19 protein-coding genes are annotated in these 20,509 nt (G+C 70.2%); 7 read left to right on the top strand and 12 right to left on the bottom strand.

Features of this window, described 5'->3' with window-relative positions:
* The first annotated feature begins 430 nt into the window (after positions 1-430).
* Positions 431-1,006, top strand: coding sequence for an adenylosuccinate lyase (locus ACFXC1_RS47500; RefSeq protein ID WP_381255624.1), 576 nt, complete (start codon positions 431-433; stop codon positions 1,004-1,006).
* Between the two features lie 18 nt (positions 1,007-1,024).
* On the opposite strand, the gene ACFXC1_RS47505 is transcribed toward ACFXC1_RS47500, so the two are convergent.
* The 4 genes from ACFXC1_RS47505 to ACFXC1_RS47520 all read right to left on the bottom strand — a co-directional run bounded on the left by ACFXC1_RS47505 (position 1,025) and on the right by ACFXC1_RS47520 (position 4,879).
* Positions 1,025-1,561, bottom strand: coding sequence for a GNAT family N-acetyltransferase (locus ACFXC1_RS47505; protein ID WP_381255627.1), 537 nt, complete (start codon positions 1,559-1,561; stop codon positions 1,025-1,027).
* Between the two features lie 48 nt (positions 1,562-1,609).
* Positions 1,610-2,008 (bottom strand): RidA family protein, encoded by a 399-nt coding sequence (locus ACFXC1_RS47510; RefSeq protein WP_381255630.1) that lies wholly within the window; start codon positions 2,006-2,008, stop codon positions 1,610-1,612.
* A gap of 78 nt (positions 2,009-2,086) precedes the next feature.
* Entirely contained in the window at positions 2,087-3,667 is a 1,581-nt protein-coding gene (locus tag ACFXC1_RS47515) for an alpha/beta hydrolase (RefSeq protein WP_381255633.1), read from the bottom strand.
* 165 nt (positions 3,668-3,832) lie between these two features.
* Positions 3,833-4,879, bottom strand: a complete 1,047-nt coding sequence (locus ACFXC1_RS47520) for an Rv2578c family radical SAM protein (RefSeq protein WP_381255635.1) — start codon at positions 4,877-4,879, stop codon at positions 3,833-3,835.
* A 178-nt stretch (positions 4,880-5,057) separates the two neighbouring features.
* Between ACFXC1_RS47520 and ACFXC1_RS47525 the strand changes: the two genes are divergently transcribed.
* The 4 genes from ACFXC1_RS47525 to ACFXC1_RS47540 all read left to right on the top strand — a co-directional run bounded on the left by ACFXC1_RS47525 (position 5,058) and on the right by ACFXC1_RS47540 (position 11,580).
* Positions 5,058-5,501 (top strand): SRPBCC family protein, encoded by a 444-nt coding sequence (locus ACFXC1_RS47525; RefSeq protein ID WP_200711535.1) that lies wholly within the window; start codon positions 5,058-5,060, stop codon positions 5,499-5,501.
* Between the two features lie 166 nt (positions 5,502-5,667).
* Positions 5,668-8,058 (top strand): MFS transporter, encoded by a 2,391-nt coding sequence (locus ACFXC1_RS47530; protein ID WP_381255638.1) that lies wholly within the window; start codon positions 5,668-5,670, stop codon positions 8,056-8,058.
* Positions 8,059-8,208: 150 nt separating this feature from the next.
* Positions 8,209-10,671 carry an ATP-binding SpoIIE family protein phosphatase gene (locus tag ACFXC1_RS47535; RefSeq protein ID WP_381255641.1) on the top strand — a complete coding sequence of 821 codons (2,463 nt, stop codon included), beginning with the start codon at positions 8,209-8,211 and terminating at the stop codon, positions 10,669-10,671.
* A 180-nt stretch (positions 10,672-10,851) separates the two neighbouring features.
* The gene (locus tag ACFXC1_RS47540; RefSeq protein ID WP_381255644.1) at positions 10,852-11,580 is read left to right on the top strand and encodes a class I SAM-dependent methyltransferase; all 729 of its coding nucleotides are present in this window, start codon (positions 10,852-10,854) and stop codon (positions 11,578-11,580) included.
* Positions 11,581-11,632: 52 nt separating this feature from the next.
* On the opposite strand, the gene ACFXC1_RS47545 is transcribed toward ACFXC1_RS47540, so the two are convergent.
* The 6 genes from ACFXC1_RS47545 to ACFXC1_RS47570 are packed head-to-tail and all read right to left on the bottom strand — an operon-like array spanning position 11,633 to position 16,530.
* On the bottom strand, positions 11,633-12,550 hold the full coding sequence (locus tag ACFXC1_RS47545; protein WP_381255647.1) for an SDR family NAD(P)-dependent oxidoreductase: 918 nt from the start codon (positions 12,548-12,550) through the stop codon (positions 11,633-11,635).
* Positions 12,551-12,586: 36 nt separating this feature from the next.
* Positions 12,587-13,828 (bottom strand): cytochrome P450, encoded by a 1,242-nt coding sequence (locus tag ACFXC1_RS47550; RefSeq protein ID WP_381255650.1) that lies wholly within the window; start codon positions 13,826-13,828, stop codon positions 12,587-12,589.
* 44 nt (positions 13,829-13,872) lie between these two features.
* Positions 13,873-14,067: a ferredoxin gene (locus tag ACFXC1_RS47555; RefSeq protein WP_019071312.1), complete on the bottom strand. Its 195-nt coding sequence runs from the start codon at positions 14,065-14,067 to the stop codon at positions 13,873-13,875.
* An 18-nt stretch (positions 14,068-14,085) separates the two neighbouring features.
* Positions 14,086-15,291: an NAD(P)/FAD-dependent oxidoreductase gene (locus ACFXC1_RS47560; protein ID WP_381255652.1), complete on the bottom strand. Its 1,206-nt coding sequence runs from the start codon at positions 15,289-15,291 to the stop codon at positions 14,086-14,088.
* 44 nt (positions 15,292-15,335) lie between these two features.
* Complete coding sequence (locus tag ACFXC1_RS47565) at positions 15,336-16,076, bottom strand: SDR family NAD(P)-dependent oxidoreductase (protein ID WP_381255655.1); 741 nt, start codon at positions 16,074-16,076, stop codon at positions 15,336-15,338.
* A 58-nt stretch (positions 16,077-16,134) separates the two neighbouring features.
* Positions 16,135-16,530: a carboxymuconolactone decarboxylase family protein gene (locus ACFXC1_RS47570; RefSeq protein ID WP_019071315.1), complete on the bottom strand. Its 396-nt coding sequence runs from the start codon at positions 16,528-16,530 to the stop codon at positions 16,135-16,137.
* 228 nt (positions 16,531-16,758) lie between these two features.
* Between ACFXC1_RS47570 and ACFXC1_RS47575 the strand changes: the two genes are divergently transcribed.
* Positions 16,759-18,387: a flavin-containing monooxygenase gene (locus tag ACFXC1_RS47575; protein ID WP_381255658.1), complete on the top strand. Its 1,629-nt coding sequence runs from the start codon at positions 16,759-16,761 to the stop codon at positions 18,385-18,387.
* 63 nt (positions 18,388-18,450) lie between these two features.
* Here the strand turns inward: ACFXC1_RS47575 and ACFXC1_RS47580 are convergent, their stop codons facing one another.
* Positions 18,451-18,849, bottom strand: a complete 399-nt coding sequence (locus ACFXC1_RS47580) for a nuclear transport factor 2 family protein (RefSeq protein WP_019071317.1) — start codon at positions 18,847-18,849, stop codon at positions 18,451-18,453.
* A gap of 46 nt (positions 18,850-18,895) precedes the next feature.
* Complete coding sequence (locus tag ACFXC1_RS47585; RefSeq protein ID WP_381255661.1) at positions 18,896-19,294, bottom strand: nuclear transport factor 2 family protein; 399 nt, start codon at positions 19,292-19,294, stop codon at positions 18,896-18,898.
* A 156-nt stretch (positions 19,295-19,450) separates the two neighbouring features.
* On the opposite strand from ACFXC1_RS47585, the gene ACFXC1_RS47590 reads away from it, so the two are divergent.
* Complete coding sequence (locus ACFXC1_RS47590; protein WP_381255664.1) at positions 19,451-20,500, top strand: cyclase family protein; 1,050 nt, start codon at positions 19,451-19,453, stop codon at positions 20,498-20,500.
* The last annotated feature ends 9 nt before the right edge of the window (positions 20,501-20,509 follow it).

A 20,509-nucleotide genomic window follows, 5' to 3' on the forward strand; every position in this document is an offset into this window, starting at 1 on the left:
CTCTGTGTGTCTCAAAAATACCCACGGGGGGTGGGTCTGCGCGCGCGGGGGGGCGTCCCACCCCCCGGGTGTCCCCCGGGAGCCGCCCGGGGGGCGGGCCCGGCCGGGGGGGGGGCGCACGGCGCGCGAGAAGGAGTGCGGGTGGGGCCGGGCAACGAGCGCACACGCCCGGCGAGTTGAGAGTTCCGACCGGCCCTGTCCCAAGCCGTGTCGTACTGCGGCACACGAGGTACCGAACCGACTGCTCCCCCAGTGCCTTAAGGGCGTGGGAGGTGCCCCCAACCGCGGCTGCGTCACCAGGCCACGGCAAGGAGATACGCGAGTGGGTAACTCGCTCGTCTGAGCTTAACCGGTGGGTAACGAGCGCGCCAGTCCCCGGAGTTTGTGATGTAGGTCCCGTCTGTCCCGCGACCCCCATAGGCTCGGTTTCATGGACGAAGAGTTGCGATCACTCACGGAGCGCTTACGGCAGGAGTCGGGAGGAGCGGCGCCGTACGAGCGGCTTGTGTCGACCGACGACCTCGACGAACTGGCGGAGGTGCTCACGGCCGTCGGACAACCGCTCTGGGCCCGGGAGTTCGCCGCGTTCCGGCTGGGCCTCGCGGGCGACCGGCGGGCCTTCGAGTCCCTCGTCCTGTTCCTCAACCACCGCGACCCACCGCGCTGCGCCTCCGCCGCATACGCCCTGGCCCGCCTCGACGACCCCCGCACCGCCCGCGCGGCGGCCGCCCTCGCCACCAACGAACTCCGCGTCGCCTACGCACTCCACCCCGTCCGGCTCCTGGCCGACCTCCACGCTCCTGAGTCCGTCCCCGCCCTCATCACCACCCTGGAGCGCCGCCTCCGCCCCCACGACCCGTACCGCCGGGTGGCCCTCGCCTGCGTACAGGGCCTCGGCGAACTGGGCGACCCCCGCGCCAGACAGGTCCTGAACGACGCCCTCGCCCACCCGGCACTGGCGGAGGCTGCGGTGCACGCGCTGGGGCGGATTCCACGCCAGCGGTGAGCCCCACCCGTCACCGCCTCAGCGCGTCAGCTCCCTGACGTACCGGATCTCCGGCACCAGCACCCCGTCCACCTCGTACGGCTCCTCCGCCCCGTCCGCACGGAAGCCCGCCCGCTCGTAGAAGCGACGGGCGCGGGCGTTGCCCCGGACCACCCAGAGATACACGCGGTCGTGACCGAGGGCCGCGCACCGCCGTAGCGCCTCCTGCATCAGGGGCCGGCCGACGCCGGTGTTCAGGTGCCGCGGGTCGAGGTAGATCGCGTACAACTCGGCTTCCCCGGTGCGGACTTCGCCGTCCCGGTAGGGGCCGAGCGCAGCCCAGCCGACGATCTCCTCGCCCCGCTCGGCAACCAGGTTCACGACACTGCCGTCCCCCTGCGCGAGGCGCGCCCGGCGGCGCTCGGCGTCGTCCTTCGCGCTGAGGGCGTCGAGGAAGGCCTGCGGCATGAGGCCCCGGTACGCGAACTGCCAGCCGAGGACGCGGATCTCGGAGACCCGGTCGCAGTCGGCGAGGACCATGGGGCGGATCCGGAGGGGCTCGGCGGCGTCGTCCATGGCGGCACCCTAGGGACTCGGCTGCCGGTCGGCCCCTGATTATTCGCCTTATTCGCCGATCACGGCGAACGCCTCGATCTCCATCAGGAACTCCGGTCGCACCAGCGCGGCGACCTGCACGGCCGATGCGGCGGGGAGCCGGTCGTCGGGTATGTGGGCGGCGCGGGCCGCGCGGACGGCCGGCATGTGGGCCATGTCCGTGATGAAGTAGGTCAGTTTGACCACGTCGTCGAAGCCGGCGCCCGCGGCGGCGAGGCAGCGGCGGAGGTTCTCGAAGATCTGGCGGGCCTGAGCAGACGCGTCGCCCTCGCCGACGAGCTTTCCGTCCTCGTCCAGTGCGAGCTGGCCGGAGATGGCGACGAAGCGGCCGGTGCCCATGACGACGTGTGTGTAGGCCGCGGCGGGGGCGACGCCGTCGGGGGCGGGAATCCTCGTCAGCTCACTCATGCGTCCATGGTGGACCATGGGTCTGACAACGAGGATTCCCGCCCCTGCGGGATCGGTCGACCGACTCTCGGACCGGGCTCAGCCGCGGAAGCCCAGCAACCCGTGCAGCGTCGAACCGTGTGCCGTGCTCGTCGCCGACTTCGCCGTGGTCAGCGGTTTCGGGTCGGGCGTCTTCTGGCACACCGCGTCGACCTCGCCGCCGCTGCGCGGCACCTTGCCGTTGCTCAGATAGGTCGCCAGGTACTTGTCCAGGCAGGCGTTCCCGCTCAGCGTGATGCCGTGGTTCCCGCCGCCCTGCTCGACCACGAAACTGGAGTCGGCCAGCAGCTGGTGGACCGTCGCGCCGCCCTCGTACGGGGTCGCCGCGTCGTTCGTCGCCTGGAAGAGCAACACCGGCGGCAGCTTGCCGTTGGCGATGTTGACCGGCTGCTCGGACTTCGTCGGCCAGTACGCGCACGGCGCGTTGTACCAGGCGTTGTTCCAGGCCATGAACGGCGCCTTCTCGTAGACCGCCCAGTTGTCCTTGCGCCACTGGTTCCAGTCGCGCGGCCAGGACGCGTCACGGCACTGCACCGACGTGTACACGCTGTACCCGTTGTCCCCGGAGGCGTCGATCGCGGCGAAGTTGTCGTACGCCTCGACCAGCGGATCTGCGTTCTTGTCGTTCACGTACGCCGCGAACGCCTCGGCGAGATAGGGCCAGTAGCCGTTGTAGTACCCGCCGGGCATGAAGGTGTCCTCCAGCTCGGAGGCGCCCACCTTCCCGCCCGCCGGCTTCTTGGCCAGCGCCTTCCGCATCGCGTACCACTTGGCCTCGATCCTGGCCGGGTCGGTGCCGAGCTTGTACGTCGAGTCGTACTTCGCGATCCACGCCATGAGCGCCTGCTGGCGGTCGTTGAAGGCGTAGTCCTGCCCGAGGTTGTCGTCGTACCAGACGCCCGTGGGGTCGACGATGGAGTCCAGGACCAGGCGGCGCACGCGCTCCGGGTAGAGCTTGGCGTACACGGCGCCCAGGTAGGTGCCGTACGAGTAACCGAAGTAGTTGATCTTCTTGGCGCCGAGTGCCGCGCGGATCGAGTCCATGTCCTGCACGGCGCTGACCGTGTTGATGTACGGCAGCACGCTCGCGTACTTCTTGCCGCAGGCGGCGGCGAAGGACTTCACGCGCGTGAGGTTGGCCTTTTCCAGCGCCGGGGTGCTCGGCACGGAGTCGGGGCGCACCGGGTTGAAGTAACCGGGCTTGCAGTCGAGGGCGGGGGTGCTCTTGCCGACGCCGCGCGGGTCGAAGCCGATGACGTCGTACTGGGACGCCACCGCCTTGGGCAGCGAGGAGGCCACGAAGCCCGCGAGGGTCAGGCCGCTGCCGCCGGGGCCTCCGGGGTTGACCAGCAGCGGGCCCTGGTACGTCTTCGCGGTGTGCGGGACCCGGGACAGGGCGAGCGTGATCCGCGTGCCGTGCGGGTTCGCGTGGTCGAGCGGCACCTTGACGCTCGCGCACTGGAGCGTCGGATAGTTGGTGGTGGCGCAGGTTTTCCAGGTGGGCTTCGCGGCCTGGACGGTGGCCGCGGGGTGCGCGGTGCTCGCGTCTGCGGGGAGAGCGGTGACCGTCCCGGCCACGACGACGGCTGCACCGCACAGTACGGCTGCGCGTTTTCTCATGAGTCCTCCCAGGACGGAGAGGCAGCCGACCGCGGTTCTCGCGGCCGGTCCTCGCCGCATAGTCCCGAAAAGCCGGGGCCGAAGAACCTGTTCAGCCGATACTTGACCCAATTGGGCCGCCGGATGCGCTCGAACGCCCTCGGATCAGCTCATGGAGAAGCGCCTTCAGATCAGCGAGAGCTGCGTCGGCCCGCTCACCGGCTCGTCGGCCGGCTCCGCCGGCTCGGGAATCCGGCGCGGCATTCCCGCGCGGGCGGGGCCGATGCCGTACTCCTGTGCCAGGTCGTGGACCTGACGGGTGATCCGGCGCTGGTACCACTTCGGGGCGTACGCGCCCTCCGCGTACAGCCGTTCGTAGCGGCGCACCAGATGCGGGTGGTGCCGGCCGAGCCAGGCCATGAACCACTCGCGGGCGCCGGGCCGCAGATGCAGCACCAGGGGAGTCACCGAGGTGGCCCCGGAGGCGGCTATCGCCCTTACGGTGGCGCGCAGTTGGGCCGGGTGGTCGCTCAGGAAGGGGATCACCGGGGCCATCAGGACGCCGACGTCGATGCCGTGCTCGGTGAGTGTCCGTACGGCGTCCAGGCGCCGCTCCGGGGAGGGTGTGCCGGGTTCCACCGTGCGCCACAGCGCGGGGTCGGTGAAGCCGACCGAGACGGAGATGCCGACGTCGGTGACCTCGGAGGCCTGCACCAGGAGGTCCAGGTCGCGCAGGATCAGGGTGCCCTTCGTCAGGATCGAGAAGGGGTTCGCGTGGTCGCGCAGGGCGCTCAGGATGCCCGGCATCAGCCGGTAGCGGCCCTCCGCGCGCTGGTAGCAGTCGACGTTCGTGCCCATCGCGATGTGCTCGCCGAGCCAGCGCCGTGAGCCCAGCTGGCGGCGCAGCAGGTCCGGCGCGTTCACCTTGACCACGATCTGCGAGTCGAAGCCGAGGCCGGTGTCGAGGTCCAGATAGCTGTGGGTCTTGCGGGCGAAGCAGTACACGCACGCGTGCGAGCAGCCCCGGTACGGGTTGACCGTCCACTCGAAGGGCATACGGGACGCCCCGGGCACCCGGTTGATGATCGAGCGGGCCCGCACCTCGTGGAAGGTGATCCCGCGGAACTCGGGCGTGTCGAAGGTTCGGGTGGTCACCGCGTCCGCGCCGAACAGCGCGACGTCGGCCGTCCGGCTGTGGCCGTCGGACTCCACTGTGAGGTTTTCCCAGCGCATGACGCCTCCTCGGTAGTCCTGCCCCCAGAGTGAAACACTTGTTCGAATTGCTGTGCAAGTGAACTTCCGCATCACTCCTGATCGCTTCCGACGCCCTGGGGCACCCCGATTTGGGTGACCGAGTGCGAGGGTGGTTGGCTTGCCCCGACCCCGAGAACGCAAGTCCTGGAGGAACGAAATGGCGCAGGTCGAGGCCACCACCGAGCGGGTCGTCGCAGCCGACGCGGAGAAGGTGTTCGACGCCCTCGCCGACTACACCGGCACGCGCGCGAACCTGCTGCCCGAGCAGTTCAGCGAGTACGAGGTGCGCGAGGGCGGCGACGGCGAGGGCACCCTCGTCCACTGGAAGCTCCAGGCCACCAGCAAGCGCGTCCGCGACTGCCTCCTGGAGGTCAGCGAGCCGACCGACGGTGAACTGGTCGAGAAGGACCGCAACTCCACCATGGTCACCACCTGGCGGGTCACCCCGGCCGGCGAGGGCAAGTCCCGCGTCGTCGTGACCAGCACCTGGAACGGCGCCACCGGCATCGGCGGCTTCTTCGAGCGCACCTTCGCCCCCAAGGGCCTCGGCCGCATCTACGACCTGGTGCTCGACAAGCTCGCCACCGAGGTGGAGAAGTAGGCCTCAAGGGCCAAGCCCCCAGGGCGCGTTGACGTCCTGACGGCTTCCCTCACCGGTTCGGGTGGATCTCCGTTCGAGCCGGGCGTACGCCGTAACTCGTCACGCTTGCTCACAGTTGTCGCCCAAAGCGGGAATTGTGCGGCAGGCGCGACGAGGGGAGCGGTACGTGGGCGGGACGACTCTGGTGCAGGACGAACGGCCCCCGGCGCCCCCGGGGACCCCGGCCCCCGCACCCGTCGAGAAGGCCGAACTCAGCCCGAGCCGCGTGCGGTTGGTCTTCCTCGGCCTGATGCTCGCGCTGCTCCTCGCCGCGCTCGACCAGATGATCGTCGCCACCGCGCTCCCGAAGATCGTCGGCGAACTGCACGGCCTGGAGAAGATGTCCTGGGCGATCACCGCCTACCTCCTCACCTCCACGGTCGGCCTCCCGGTCTACGGCAAACTAGGCGACCTCCTCGGCCGCAAGAGCGTGTTCCAGTTCGCGATCGCCGTCTTCGTGATCGGCTCCGCGCTCGCGGGCCGCGCCCAGTCCATGGACCAACTCATCGCGTTCCGCGCGGTCCAGGGCATCGGCGCGGGCGGACTCATGATCGGCGTGCAGGCGATCATCGCGGACATCGTGCCGCCCCGGCAGCGCGGCCGCTTCATGGGCCTCATCGGCGCCACCTTCGGACTCGCCTCGGTGGCGGGCCCGTTGCTCGGCGGCTACTTCACCGACCACCTCTCATGGAGGTGGTGCTTCTACGTCAACGTGCCCTTCGGCGTGGTGACCCTGGCCGTCGTGACCGTCGTACTGAAACTGCCGAAGCCCACCGCCAGGCCCCGACTCGACATCCTCGGCGCCTTGTTGCTGGCTGCCGCCTCGACGTGTCTTGTGCTGCTGACCAGTTGGGGCGGGACCGAGTACGCCTGGGGCTCGCGCGTCATCCTCGGGCTCGGCGCGGGAGCCGTGGCCGCCGCGATCCTCTTCCTCGTCGCCGAGCGCTTCGCGCCCGAACCCCTCATCCCGCTACGGCTGTTCAGGGACGCCGTCTTCAACGTCACCGCCCTGGTGGGCCTGGTGATCGGGGTCGCGCTGTTCGGCGCCGCCAGCTATCTGCCGACCTTCCTCCAGATGGTCGACGGGGCGAGCGCCACCGAGTCCGGACTGCTGATGCTGCCCATGATGGGCGGCATCGTCGGCGCGTCGATCATCTCGGGCCAACTCATCAGCCACACCGGCCGGTACAAGATCTACCCGATCCTCGGCAGCGCCCTCGCCACCCTCGGCATGTGGCTGCTGTCCCGGCTCGAAGTCGACACCTCCCGGCTGCAGTACAGCGTCTGGATGGCCGTCCTCGGCGCCGGCATCGGCCTGGTGATGCCCGTCCTCGTCCTCGCCGTGCAGAACTCCGTACGGCCCGCCGACCTGGGCACCGCCACCAGCGCCAACAACTACTTCCGGCAGATCGGCGGCAGCGTCGGCGCCGCGATCTTCGGCACCCTGTTCGCCGACCGGCTCACCGACGCGCTGCGCGAACGCCTCCCCACGCGCGCGGGTGCGGGTCTCCCCGACCCCGAGTCCATCACCCCGCAGCTCGTCCACGCGCTGCCCCCGGCGCTGCGCGACAGCTACATCCGGGCCTACGCCGACGCGATGCCCCGGATCTTCCTCTACCTGGTGCCGGTGCTCGCCCTCGGCCTGCTCATCGCCTTCTTCCTCAAGGAGAAACCACTGGTGTCCCACAACGCCCCCGCCGAGACGTCCGAGGCAGCACCCTTCAACTCCCCGATCCCACAGGCACGTTCGGGATACGCCGCCGGAATCCCCGTCTGCGGCAAGGTGCAGCACCCCGACGGGACCGTCGTGCCCCGGGCCGCGCTCACCCTCATCGACGTCTCCGGGCAGCAGATCGGGCGCGGCGCCAGCGGCGCGGACGGCCGGTACGCGCTGTCGACGCCCGGCTCCGGGTCGTACGTCCTGATCGCGGCGGCCGGCGGGCACCAGCCGCAGGCGGTGTCCGTGACCGTGGGGGAGCGGCCCGTCGAACTCGACGTCGTCCTCGGCGGCGCCGGACGCCTCGCCGGGAGTGTGCTGACCGCGGACGGAACCCCGGTGCGGGAGGCCGCCGTGACGCTCACCAATGTGCACGGCGAGGTGGTGGCCAGTACCCGCAGCGGGCGCGAAGGCGGCTATGTGATCAGCGAGTTGGTGGCCGGCGAGTACACCCTCGCGGCCAGCGCGCCCGCGTTCCGGCCGGCCGCGCTCCCCGTCAGCGTGCAGGCCTCCCGCGAGACCCGGCAGGACGTCGAACTCGCCGGCGGCGCACTCCTGCGCGGCACCGTCCGGGCGAGCGGCGGGAAGCCCGTCGAGGACGCGCGCGTGACGCTCCTCGACGCGGCGGGCAACGTCGTCGACACCCTCACCACCGGCCCCGACGGCACCTTCCGGTTCGTCGATCTGTCCTCCGGCGAGTACACGGTGATCGCCGCCGGGTATCCGCCCGTGGCCACCGTGCTCCAAGTGGCGGGCGGGGGACGCACCGAGCGCGATCTGCAACTCGGCCACGAGGACTGATCCCCTGCCTCACAGGGCGCGCAGGCGCACGCCGGTGCGGATTGGGTGGAACCAATTCCAGGAATGCCGCACATCGCCACCGGCCGTCCCCGTAGCGTGGTGGGTGGCGGCACAGATCTTGCGGAGCCGTGGGGAGAGAGGGCCTGGGCCATGGACCGTGGCACCGAGCGGGAGGCGCCTCCCGGCCGCGGAGCCGGGGACGACGTGGTGAGCGAACACGCCGAGGCGGGCCGTATCCCGCTGGCTGTGATTCTCATCGACCGCGACGGACTCGTCTCGCACTGGAGCCGAGGCGCCCGGCGGCTCTTCGGCACCACCAAGGAAGAGGCGATCGGCCAGACGGCGGTCGACCTGCTCCCCGTCTCCGGCGCCCTGCCCGACGAGGAAGAGACCAGTCCCTACGGCGCGTTCGCGTCCTACGACGGACTCGGCCCCGACCTGGAGTCATCCCTCGACGGACAGCTGTCCTACCCGGCCGCCGGACGCGCCCGGCTCACCGTGCCCGAGCGGGACCGAGTGGACGTCCTGTGGTGGGCCTACCCGCTGGTCGGCCCCGGCCGGGAGCGGCTGCTCGTGCTCGCCGCCGACGCGGACGGCATGCGCCAGGACATCCCCGAGGCGGACGGCGCCTTCGAGCGCATAGCACCCGCCTTCGCCCACCACACCGACTTCCCCGGCGCCGACGAACTCGCCCGCAGGCTCCCCGAGATCCTGCCCAGCATGAGCGTCGACGAGAGCGCCCGCATCGTCGCCCAGGTCCTCGAACTGGGCTACCCCGTCCTGGAGTTCAGCCAGAACGAGCGGGTGCCCGTGACCCCCGACTGGGGCGTCGCCCGCCGCGCCGAGCGCAAGGCGCGCCGCGAGCGGGCCGCCGCGGCGGTTGCCGAAGGACTCCCGGTGCCGCAGGAGGTCGCGGACGAGGGCGAGGACCTCGAATACGCCGCCGTACGCGAGCGGTTGGAGTTCCTCAACGAGGTCAGCGGCCGTATCGGCACCTCACTCGACCTCGCGCAGACCATCGTCGAGGTCAGCAAGGCCGTGGTACCCAAGTTCACCGATGTCGCTGGCACCTACCTCCGTGAACAGGTCGTCGCGGGCGAGGGGTTCCCGGACGGCGTGCCGGACACCACCACCATGTGGCACCGAGTCGCCCTGGAGCACACCGACGAACCCGGCCGCTGGGACGACGTCGTACCGGTCGGCGAGGCCATGCCGTTCCCGGCGCACACCCCGTTCTTCCAGTGCATGACCACCGGCGACCCCGTCCTCGTGCCGCGCATCAGCGAGCAGATGGGGCACATGATCGCCTCGCAGTTCGAGAAGCGCGACATCCGGCCGCTGATCACCGGCCGCTCGATGCTGGTCGTCCCGCTCAAGGCACGCAATGTGGTCCTCGGCTTCATGATCCTGCTGCGCCACCCGGAGCGCGTCGAGTTCAACGACATGGACCGCGTCACCGGCGCCGAACTCGCCGCCCGCGCAGGCCTCGTACTCGACAACGCGCGCATGTACACCTACCAGGAGTCCGTCGCCGAGACCCTCCAGGACAGCATGCTGCCGCACATCCCGGCACGCATGGCGGGCTGCGACATCGCCACCCGCTATCTGCCCGGCACGCTGCTGGGACGCGTCGGCGGCGACTGGTTCGACTCGGTGAAACTGCCCGGCGCCCGCACCGCGCTCGTCGTCGGCGACGTCATGGGCCACGGCCTCAACTCGGCCGCCATGATGGGCCAGTTGCGCACCGCCGTGCAGACCATGGCCGCCATGGACCTGCCACCCGCCCAACTCCTGCGCAACCTCGACGACTTGGCGCAGCGCCTCGGCGACAACTACCTCGCGACCTGCCTGTACGTCGTCTACGACCCGATCGCGGGCGAACTCCACATCGGCAACGCGGGCCACATCCCGCCGGTGATCGTGCGGGCCCGGGACGGCCGCAGCGAGCTCCTCGACCTGCCCACGGGCGCGCCCATCGGCGTCGGCGGGGTGCCCTTCGAGGCGGTCCGCGTGCGCGTGGACCCCGGCGACCGGCTGGTGATGTGCACGGACGGTCTGGTCGAGGTGCGCGGCGAGGACATCGGCGTAGGACTCGCGACCCTGAGCGAGTCGGCCGCGCATCCGGCCGCGTCCATGGACGACGCCTGCGACACGATCATCCGCTCCCTCAACACCCGTGGCGGACGCAAGGACGACGTCGCCCTCCTGATGGCCCGCCTGAACGGCATCGAGCCGGACGACGTCGCCGAATGGCGGCTCGCCCTCGACCCGTCCGAGGCCGCCCGGGCCCGCGCGGTGGTCCGCGAACAGCTCCACGAGTGGGGCCTCGCCAAACTCGCCGACACCGCCGCCCTGTTGGCCGACGAGCTGGTCACCAACGCCGTACGGCACTCCCACGGCCGCCGGATCGAACTGCGCCTGGTGCGCGGCGACACCCTGCTGTGCGAGGTGGACGACGACGACCCCACCCTGCCGACCCTGCTCAGCGCGGGCCCCGGCGACGAGTTCGGGCGCGGACTGCACGTGGTCGGCACACTGGCCCGCGAGTGGGGCGCCAGCCGTACCACCGCCGGCAAGACCGTGTGGTTCGAACTCACCCTGCCCCGCCGCTGAGCCCCGCCGCGCCGCTGAAGCGCAGGTGGCCGAGGGGGCGCGCGGGGCGCACATCGGCGTACACGTGTCGAATGAGCGGTGAAGGAATGCGCCGTGTGCTTGTGAGCGGGACCCGGGCGCGATAAACCGTACTGGCCCGTCACTTACGGCGGAACGGCCTTGCATCCTGGGGAGTTGGGCATGAGCGTGACCAGTCGGTACCGGGACGCGTGGGAAGGTTTCTGGCGCGAGGCGCCCGAGGAACAGGGGGCGGTCTTCTGGGACGCGTCGCCGACACAGACAGTAGGACTCCATCTGGCCCTGTTCGAGCCGAAGTTGCGGGACCCGGGCCTCCAGATGATCGACCTCGGCTGCGGCAACGGCACGCAGACCCGTTTCCTCGCCGACCGGTTCAACCACGTCGTGGGCGCCGATCTGTCCGTGGCCGCCATCGACCACGCCCGGCGCGCCGACCCGGCGGGGCAGGCGACCTACCGGCTGCTGGACGCGACCGACAAGACAGAGGTCGAGACGCTGCACGCCGAACTCGGCGACGCCAACGTCTATATGAGGGGCGTGCTGCACCAGGTCGACCCCGAGGACCGGCAGGCGCTGGTGGAGGGGATCGCCACGCTCCTCGGGGAGCGCGGCCATGTCTTCCTCGTCGAACTCGCCGAGGCCGCCCGCCCGATCATCGGCGGCCTGGCCCAGGACCCGGAGGGGCCGCCCGCGAAGCTCGCCCCGATCCTCCGCCACGGCATCGCCCCCGGCGAGGTGGCCGACGGCGAGGTGCCCGAACTCCTCCGCGCGGCCGGCCTCACCATCCTCGCGAGCGGTGAACTCCCCCTGATCACCACCGAGTTCAGGCCCGACGGCGCCCGCATCGAGCTGCCGTCGAAATGGCACATCGCGGGCCGCTCGACAGCCTGATCCTGAGGCGACAGGGGGAGGCGGGGCAGCTCACCGCCTCCCCCTGCCCGTCCTAACCGAACTGGTGCTTGAGGAACGACCCGGACCACGCCATCAGGTCCGCGGGTACGTAGTACCCCTTCTCGTCGTTGATCGCGTCCCAGTTCTTCGCGACGTCCTCGACGGAGGCCGCGCCCCCTTCGTGCGCGTACCCCTCCGTCGAGGCCAGGAAGACCCGTGCGAACCGGCCCGCACCGGCCGTGTAGATCTCCCCGCTCACCGGGACGCTCTCGTGCGCGAGGTAGGCCACCATCGGCGCCACCGCCGACGAGGGCATGTACGGCATGCCCTCCGCGGCCTCGGCGGGCTCCTCCTCGGGGCCGCCGCCCATCCGGGTCATCGCGGCCGGCGCGATCAGGTTGACCTTGATGTTGTGCGGCTCGCCCGCCAGCTTCGCGCTGCGCGCCATGCCGACCGTGCCGGCCTTCGCGGCGGCGTAGGACAGGTTGTTGTCCATGCCGAACATGCCGCTGGAGGTGGTGAGGACGACCCGGCCGTAGCCCTGCTCCACGAAGTGCGGCCAGGCGGCCCGCATCGTGTTGAAGGAACCGAGGAGGTGGACGGCCAAGTGCCGTTCCAGGTTGTCGAGTTCGATCTCCGGCAGGCCCGCGTAGCGGATGATCCCGGCGTTGTTGACGAGGACGTCGATCCGGCCGAAGTTCTCGATCGCGGTGCCGATGATGGCCTCGCCGCCCGCGGTCGTGGACACGTCGTGGGTGTCGGCCACCGCCTCACCGCCCGCCGCGACGATCCCGTCGACGACCTTCTGCGCGGGGCCGGCGTCGGAGCCCTCGCCCTCCATCGACCCGCCCAGGTCGTTGACGACGACCTTCGCGCCGCGCTCCGCCAGCAGACGGGCGTAGGCGCGGCCGAGGCCACGGCCCGCGCCGGTGACGACGGCGACGCGTCCTTCGAAGCCGAACTCGCTCATGGGTGACTCCAGTTGTGTGCGGGTGAAAGCGTTTCGCTACCAGGTGACCGGCAGCTCGTGAATGCCGTAGGCGAGCGCGTCGTCCCTGCGGAACCTGAGCTCGTCGAAGCCGACCGCGAGGCGCAGGGTCGGGACGCGGCGGTACAACGTGCCGTAGACGACCTGCAGTTCGATGCGGGCGAGCTGCTGGCCGAGGCACTGGTGGATGCCCCAGGCGAAGGCGTGGTGGTGGCGGGCCTCGCGGGTGATGTCGAACTTCTCCGGCTCGGGGAAGGCGGCCGGGTCCCAGTTGCCGGCGGGCAGCGCGGCGATGATGCCTTCGCCGGCCTTGATGGTGATGCCCTCGATCTCGATGTCCTCGGCGGCGATCCGCCGCTGGCCGAGCGCCGGGATCGTCAGATAGCGCAGGATCTCCTCGACCGCGTTCGCGACGACCTTCGGGTCGTCCGTCCCTCGCAGCAGGGCGAGTTGCTCCGGGTTCTGCAGGAGCAGGGCGGTGCCCAGGGTGATCATGCTGGCGCTGGTCTCGTGACCGGCGATCAGCAGGATCATGCAGAGCATGACGGCCTCGGGCAGGGTGACTTCGCCCGCCTTGATCCGCCCGGCGAAGTCCGAGATGACGTCGTCGCTCGGCTCCTCCATCCGCTTCTGCAGCAGCCCGGCCAGATAACCGCCCAGCGCTTCCATGGCCGCCCGGTCCTGCTCGGCGGTCTTGTCGCTGCGGGTCGCCAGCGAGGCGTGCTCCTGGAAGAACTCGTGGTCCTCGTACGGCACTCCGAGCAGCGCGCAGATCATCAGCGAGGGCAGCGGCAGCGCGAGCGCCTCCACCAGGTCGACCGGTTTCGGGCCCGCGAGCATCTTGTCGATCAGCTCGTCGGTGAACCGCTGGATCTCCGGCCGCAGTTTCTCCATCCGGTTGCGCGTGAACGGAGCCGTCATCATGCGGCGGATCCGCGTGTGGTCGGCGCCGTCGGCGTTGAAGATGGTCAGCGGGTGGTGGGGGGAGTTCTCCGCCATGGCCTGGTTCGGGTGCGGGAACCCGGCCTGCTTGTCGTTCGAGCTGACCCGCGGGTCGGAAAGGATCACGCGCTGCGCGGCATGCCCGGTCACCAGCCAGGGGGTGCTGCCGTCCCAGATCCGGCCCCGGGACACGGGCGCCGTCTCGTTCAGGGCGCGCAGCCCGGCCGGCGGGGCGAACGGGCAGCTGCGGTCCCGAGCGCCGGGGTAGTCGAAGAGCTCCGCGTCAGGGGCGGCGAGTTCCGTCTCGGCCTCGGACATGGTGGTTCCTCCAGATGAGGGTGGGGGTGGGGAGTGCGGCTGGGCTATTCCTCGATACGGATCGCCAGCGCGGGGCACACCGCCGCCGCGTTCCGTACGTCGTCGGCCAGTTCGGCCGGGGGGTTCTCGTCCAGCAGGACGACGATGCCGTCCTCGTCGCGCTGGTCGAACACGTCCATCGCGGCGGCGACGCACTGCCCGGCGGCGACGCACTTGTCCTCGTCGACGACAACCTTCATGGCAACTCTCCTGATCGTTCAGAGGGCGGGAGCGGGGGAGGGGACGGCGTCGACGATCTCCTGACGGCGCTGCCTGGCCTGCTTGGGCATGTTCCAGCCGAGGATCCCGGTCACCCGGCCGCCGCTGCGGTAGCGGGCGACGAACCGGCGGGCCGCCAACTCGCCGTCCACGACGTCCACTTCGGCATCGGCCGGCAGGAAGCCGTGCACCTGGAGCTTGGCGTCGAACTGGTCGGTCCAGAAGTACGGCACCGGTTCGTAGGGCCGGTCCTCGCCCAGGATCGCGCCGGCGACCGCCATGGCCTGCTCGGTGGCGTTCGTCCGGTTCTCCAGCCGGATCAGCCTGCCGAGCTGCTCGTGGTGCCAGCGGGCCACGTCACCGACGGCGTAGATCCCGGGCGCGGCCCGGCAACGCGAGTCGCACACCACGCCGTTGTCGAGTTCGAGCCCGCTGCCGGCCAGCCACTCCGTCGCCGGACTCGCCCCGATCGCGACCACGACCACATCGGCGGGCAGCACCTCGCCGGTGCTCAACTCGACGCCGGAGACGCGGCCTTGGGCACTGGTGAACCCCGTGACACCGTTCCCGAGCCGGAGCCGCACGCCCCGTTCGGTGTGCAGTTCCGCCAGCAGTCCCGACACCAGCGGGCCGACCTGAAGGGCCAGCGGTCCGGTGAGCGGTCCCGCCAGGGTGACGTCCAGGCCCAACGTCCGTGCGGTGGCGGCGATTTCGGAGCCGAGGACCCCTTCGCCGACGACCACCAGGCGTGACCCGGAGAGCAGATCGGTGCGCAGGGCGAGCGCGTCGTCGAGGGTGCGCAGCACATGCACACCGGTCAACTCGCCCTGTCCGGGCAGCACTCGGGGCCGTACGCCGGTGGCGATCACGATCGCGTCGGCGCTCAGCTCGCGCCCGGACCCGGTGCGTACGGTCCGGGTCGCGGTGTCGAGACCGACCGCCGGATCGCCGTACCCGAACTCGGTGTCCAGGCCGCTCAGCAGCTCCTCGGTGCGCAGCGCGGCCCGGCCGGGTTCCCAGGCGCCGGAGAGGATCTGCTTGGAGAGCGGCGGACGGTCGTACGGGGCGTGCGGCTCGGCTCCGAGCACCGTGATCCGGCCGGTGTACCCCTTGCGGCGCAGGGCCTCCACCGTGGTCAGCCCGGACGCGGAGGCGCCCACCACCAGCACGTGGGCCATGGCCCCGGTGTCGTCCTCGATGCTCATTGTCTGCTCCGTTGCAGCGTCGTCGCGATGTTCTGTGCGGGTGCTCACACGAGGTAGCGTCCGCCGTTGGTGCTGAGGGTCTGGCCGGTGACGTAGGACGCTTCCTCGGAGGCGAGGTAGGCCACCGCGTAGGCGACGTCCTCCGGCTGGCCGGCGCGCTTCATCGGCATGGTGGCGGCGGCCGCCTCCACGTCGACGGGGCCCTGGCGGACCAGCGGGGTGTCGATGAAGCCGGGCGGCACGTGGTTGACCGTGATGCCCTTCTCGATGTACTCGATCGCCAGGGCGCGGGTGAGGCCGATGACACCGCCCTTGGAGGACGCGTAGTGGGCCATGGCGGGTGCGCCGGTCTGCGCTGAGGACGAGGAGATGTTGACGATCCGGCCCCAGCCCGCCGCGAGCATGTCGGGCACGATCTCCTGGGTGACCAGGAAGGGGCCCTTGAGGTTGATCGCGATCATGCGGTCCCAGGACGCCTCGGAGATGCTGGTGAACGGCTCGTAGGCGGTGATGCCCGCATTGTTGACGAGGATCGTGACCGGACCGAGGTCCTCGCGGGTGCGGGCCGCGGCGGCCGCCACCGCGCCCGCCTCGGCCGCGTCGCCGGAGACGGCGATCGCCGTACCGCCCGCCTCCTGGATGGCCGCCGCGGTCTTCTCGGCGCCCTCGGTGTTGAGGTCCCACACCGCGACCGCGGCTCCCCTGGCCGCGAGCACCTTCGCGATCGCCTGGCCGATGCCGCGGCCGCCGCCGGTGACGACGGCGACCTTTCCCTGCAGTGACATGTGCGCTCCCTTGCGCTCGTGCGCGGTGCCGGAGAACGGGCACCGGTGGTTCGTCCGGCTATTCGCCCAGGGCCTCGCGGGCCGCGGTGCGGGCCGCCACGGCCTTGGGGAAGCCGGTGTACCCGGCGGAGTGGTAGATGACCTCGGCCAGCTCGTCCCTGGTCACCCCGTTGGTCAGGGCGACCCGGACATGGGTCTTCAGCTCGGTCTCGGCGCCGAGCGCGATCAGGATGCCGAGGGTGACGAGGCTGCGGTCGCGCGGGGCGAGCCCCTCGCGGCCCCACAGCGCGCCCCACACGGTGGACAGGCCGATCTCGACGAGATCCTCGCCGAACTTGCCGTCCCGCATGTCGAGTTCGCCCTCCGCGGGCACCACCCCGGGCAGTGCGGCACGAAGGGCTTTCAGCCCCGCGACGCGCAGGTCGGTGGTTTCCTTGACGTCTTCGGCGCTCATGCGCGACTCCCGGTGCATGCGGATTGCATTCGTCCCAAACGAAAGTTAGATCAAACGGTCGGTACAATCAATGCCTGTCGCGGATATGGCTGGTCCAAGCTCTCTCCGTCATCGCCATTGATCGGGCCAAGCCCCTCATCTACTCTCGGTCTGAATATTCGACCGACTGGTCGAACTATCAAACCAGGCTCATGTGGGAGCCGCAGCCCCAGTCACCATGGAGCGCAAATGAGCGAATCTTCGAAGCCGGCGGTCCAGGACCGGGTCGACGTCCTCGTCATCGGGGCCGGCGTCACCGGCATCTACCAGCTGTACACCGCCCGCGAGGCGGGCTTCTCGGTGCGGCTCCTGGAAGCGGGCACCGGTGTGGGCGGCGTCTGGTACTGGAACCGCTACCCCGAGGCGCGCTTCGACTCCGAGAGCTACACCTACGGCTACCTCTTCTCCAAGGAGCTGTGGGAGGAGTGGGAGTGGTCGGAGCGGTTCGCGGGCCAGCCCGAGATCGAGCGCTACTTCAACCACGTCGTGGACCGCTTCGACCTGCGGCGCGACATCCGCACCGGCGTCAAGGTCACCTCCGCCGTCTTCGACGAGCCCTCCGGCACCTGGACCGTCCGGAGCAGCGACGGCACCGAGGTCAGGGCCCGCTACGTCGTCGCCGCCACCGGCAACCTCTCGGTGCCCTTCATCCCGAACATCCCCGGCCGCGAGGACTTCCGCGGCGAGCAGCACCACACCTCGCGCTGGCCGAAGACGCCCGTCGACTTCACCGGCAAGCGGGTCGCCCAGATCGGCACCGGCTCCAGCGGGGTGCAGATCATCTCCGCGATCGCCGACGACGTGGCGCAGTTGACGGTGTATCAGAAGGACGCCGACTGGCTCACGCCGCTCAACAACGGGCCGATCACCCCCGAGGAACAGGCCGAGCTCAAGGCCGACTTCGAGTCCATCCGCGACACGCTGAACACCTCGCCGAGCGGCTTCCTGCACCAGATCGTCATGCGGTCCGGCCTCGACGACAGCCCCGAGGACCGCCAGGCGTTCTACGAGGAGCGGTGGAACGGTCCAGGCTTCACCAAGCTGACCGAGCACTACATGGACATGCTGTCGAACGAGACCGTCAACGCGGAGTGGTGCGCGTTCATGGCCGACAAGATCCGCAGCATCGTCAAGGACCCCGAGACCGCCGACAAGTTGATCCCCAAGGGGCATGGCTACGGCGGCCGTCGGCCCCCCTTCGGCACCGGCTACTACGAGACGTACAACAAGCCGAACGTCTCCCTCGTCGACATCAACACGACGCCGATCACCCGCATCACCGAGGACGGCATCGAAACCGCCGACGGTGTCGAGGAGTTCGACATCATCATCTGGGCCACCGGCTACGACTTCGGCACGGGCGCCCTCAACAGGCTCGGTGTGCAGGGCCGTCAGGGACTCCTGCTGAAGGAGTACTGGGCGGACGGCCCGCGCACCTACCTCGGTGTCGCGACGGCCGGCTTCCCCAACTTCTTCTTCCCCGGCGGCCCGCACGGCGCGACCGGCAACAACCCGCGCTATGCCGGCGACCAGGTCGAGATCATCACGGAAGCCATCGTCCACACCCGGGACAGCGGCTACGACGTCATCGAGGTGACCGAGGCCGCCGAGGAGGAGTGGACGGACGCCATGAACAACAGCAAGATGTCCTCCTTCCTGGAGAGCAGCTACTTCTATGGCGGCAACATCCCCGGCAAGCCGGTCAAGCAGCTGCTCAACCCCACGGGCCGCTGGGCGCTCCAGGAGGCGATCAACACCGTGAAGCAGAACGGCTTCCCGACCTTCGTCCTCTCCAAGGCCGAGAACCCGGACGCCTGAACGCCCGGACGCCCGTGCCGCCCTGGACGTGGGCGGCGCGGGCGTCCGGGTCTCCGCCGCGGTCTACTCCGCGAACGTCGTGACCCGGTGCTGGAACAGCCACGCGCCGTCGTGCCGGCGCAGGACGTCGTCGTAGCGCCCGACCATCTGCACCGTCCAGCCTGCCTCACCGCGCGCGAAGAACGCCAGGTTGCTGGTGGCCGTCGCCTCGTCCTCGGTGGCGGAGGTGACGACGGTGTTGGCGATCAGGTGCAACTGCGGAGCCTGGGGCGCGAAGCCGCCGAAGCCCTGCCGTATCGCCTCCCGGCCCTCGAACTTGGCCATGCCGACGATCTCGGCGACGCCGTCGGGGGTGTACAGGGCGGCGATCTCGTCGGCCCGTCCGGCGTCCAGGGCCTGGGCGTAGGCCGCGATGGCGGTCTGGACGGCCGCCGTGACGGACGCGTCGATCGATGTGGTCATCTCACTCCAAGGTCGAAAAGGTCAACGGGCTTGCCGAGCACGGCCGTTACGCCTGGTACGTCGTCTTCCTGCGGTGCAGCAGCCAGGTGCCGTCCTGGCGGCGCAGGGTGTCGTCGTAGTGCCCGACCACGCCGATCGCCCAGCCCGCCTCGCCGCGCTGGAGGAAGACCACGTCGCTCAGCGCGCGGGCCTCGTCCTCGCCCGTGGACGTCACGACGGTGTTGGTCACCAGGTGGAGCTGCGGCTGGACCGGCTCCCAGCCCTTGAAGGCCGCGTGGATCGCGTCGCGCCCCTCGACCGGGTCCATGCCGGGGATCTCCAGGACGGCGTCGGGCGTGTACAGCGCGACGAGGTCGTCGGTGCGGCCGGCGTCCTGGGCCTGGGTGTGCGCGCCGAGCACGGCCCGTACGCCCGCCACGACCCACGCCTGTGTGGATTCGCTCATTCTTCGCTCCAAGGTCGGGTGTTTCGACCACTCAGTCTATTGATGGGTCGAAGATAAAGGGAGGGGGTTGCGCAGGATTCGTTGACCGATCGGTACAATCACAAATAACATGCGGGCGGCTGGTCAACGGGGACTGTCGCCGAAGGAGGCGTGATCATGACGAAGCGTTGGAAGCAGCGTCCGCCGGGCTCTACGTGGGGCGATTGGGGCGAGGACGACGAACTGGGCCGGATCAACCTGCTCACCCCCGAGAAGGTCCTCCAGGGGGTCCGTGAGGTCGAGCACGGGATCAGCTTCAGCCTGAGCCTGCCGCTCGACTATCCGGGCGGGAGCGAGCTGAACCAGCGGCGCTACCCTCCGATCCTGCGGCCCACCGAGGACCTGGAACACAAGCAGGACGTCTTCTACAACATCAAGGCGCGGGAGCACTTCTCGCCGCACCTCAGGGACGTCTGGTCCGACGACGTGGTGACCCTCTGGCTCCAGTACTCGACGCAGTGGGACGCGCTCGCCCACCAGGGCCAGGAGTTCGACGCCGACGGTGACGGCGTCGAGGAGGCGGTCTACTACAACGGCTATCGCGCCGACACCGACATCGTCGGACCGCAGGAGGACGCCAAGGGCGACGGCAGCGGCACCCTCGGCTTCGCCCGCCACCTGGGCCTGGAACACATGGCGGAGCACGGGGTCCAGGGCCGGGGCGTCCTGGTCGACCTCGCCCACCACCTGGGCAACACCTGGCAGCCGGTCAACCTGAAGACCCTTCAGGAGATCATGGCGGCGGACAGCATCGTCGTCGAACCCGGCGACATGCTCCTCCTGCACACCGGCTTCGACACCGCGGTCCTCGGCTGGGGCAAGAACCCGGACCCCGTGGGGATCCACACCACGGCCTCCTACCTGGACGCGTTCGACCCGGCGCTGCTGGAGTGGATCGCCGAGTCGCAGATCTCGGCGCTGGTCTCGGACAACTACGCCGTCGAGGGCGTGGGCGTCGGCCCCGAGGACAACACCCCGCACTCGCTGCTCCCGATCCACAACCTCTGCCTCTTCAAACTGGGCGTTCCGCTGGGCGAGTTGTGGTACCTGGAGAAGCTGGCGGCCTGGCTCCGCGAGCACGACCGCAGCCGCTTCCTGCTCACCGCGCCCCCGCTCAACCTGCCGGGGACACAGGGCAGTCCGCTGACACCGGTCGCCACTGTGTGACGGCTGTCG

Source organism: Streptomyces hokutonensis, assembly GCF_042751305.1.
Lineage (GTDB): Bacteria > Actinomycetota > Actinomycetes > Streptomycetales > Streptomycetaceae > Streptomyces > Streptomyces hokutonensis_A.

Coding starts and splice junctions, on each gene's coding strand:
- ACFXC1_RS47500 (WP_381255624.1), top strand. CDS start 431: ATGGACGAAGAGTTGCGATCACTCACGGAGCGCTTACGGCAGGAGTCG.
- ACFXC1_RS47505 (WP_381255627.1), bottom strand. CDS start 1,561: ATGGACGACGCCGCCGAGCCCCTCCGGATCCGCCCCATGGTCCTCGCC.
- ACFXC1_RS47510 (WP_381255630.1), bottom strand. CDS start 2,008: ATGAGTGAGCTGACGAGGATTCCCGCCCCCGACGGCGTCGCCCCCGCC.
- ACFXC1_RS47515 (WP_381255633.1), bottom strand. CDS start 3,667: ATGAGAAAACGCGCAGCCGTACTGTGCGGTGCAGCCGTCGTCGTGGCC.
- ACFXC1_RS47520 (WP_381255635.1), bottom strand. CDS start 4,879: ATGCGCTGGGAAAACCTCACAGTGGAGTCCGACGGCCACAGCCGGACG.
- ACFXC1_RS47525 (WP_200711535.1), top strand. CDS start 5,058: ATGGCGCAGGTCGAGGCCACCACCGAGCGGGTCGTCGCAGCCGACGCG.
- ACFXC1_RS47535 (WP_381255641.1), top strand. CDS start 8,209: ATGGACCGTGGCACCGAGCGGGAGGCGCCTCCCGGCCGCGGAGCCGGG.
- ACFXC1_RS47540 (WP_381255644.1), top strand. CDS start 10,852: ATGAGCGTGACCAGTCGGTACCGGGACGCGTGGGAAGGTTTCTGGCGC.
- ACFXC1_RS47545 (WP_381255647.1), bottom strand. CDS start 12,550: ATGAGCGAGTTCGGCTTCGAAGGACGCGTCGCCGTCGTCACCGGCGCG.
- ACFXC1_RS47550 (WP_381255650.1), bottom strand. CDS start 13,828: ATGTCCGAGGCCGAGACGGAACTCGCCGCCCCTGACGCGGAGCTCTTC.
- ACFXC1_RS47555 (WP_019071312.1), bottom strand. CDS start 14,067: ATGAAGGTTGTCGTCGACGAGGACAAGTGCGTCGCCGCCGGGCAGTGC.
- ACFXC1_RS47560 (WP_381255652.1), bottom strand. CDS start 15,291: ATGAGCATCGAGGACGACACCGGGGCCATGGCCCACGTGCTGGTGGTG.
- ACFXC1_RS47565 (WP_381255655.1), bottom strand. CDS start 16,076: ATGTCACTGCAGGGAAAGGTCGCCGTCGTCACCGGCGGCGGCCGCGGC.
- ACFXC1_RS47570 (WP_019071315.1), bottom strand. CDS start 16,530: ATGAGCGCCGAAGACGTCAAGGAAACCACCGACCTGCGCGTCGCGGGG.
- ACFXC1_RS47575 (WP_381255658.1), top strand. CDS start 16,759: ATGAGCGAATCTTCGAAGCCGGCGGTCCAGGACCGGGTCGACGTCCTC.
- ACFXC1_RS47580 (WP_019071317.1), bottom strand. CDS start 18,849: ATGACCACATCGATCGACGCGTCCGTCACGGCGGCCGTCCAGACCGCC.
- ACFXC1_RS47585 (WP_381255661.1), bottom strand. CDS start 19,294: ATGAGCGAATCCACACAGGCGTGGGTCGTGGCGGGCGTACGGGCCGTG.
- ACFXC1_RS47590 (WP_381255664.1), top strand. CDS start 19,451: ATGACGAAGCGTTGGAAGCAGCGTCCGCCGGGCTCTACGTGGGGCGAT.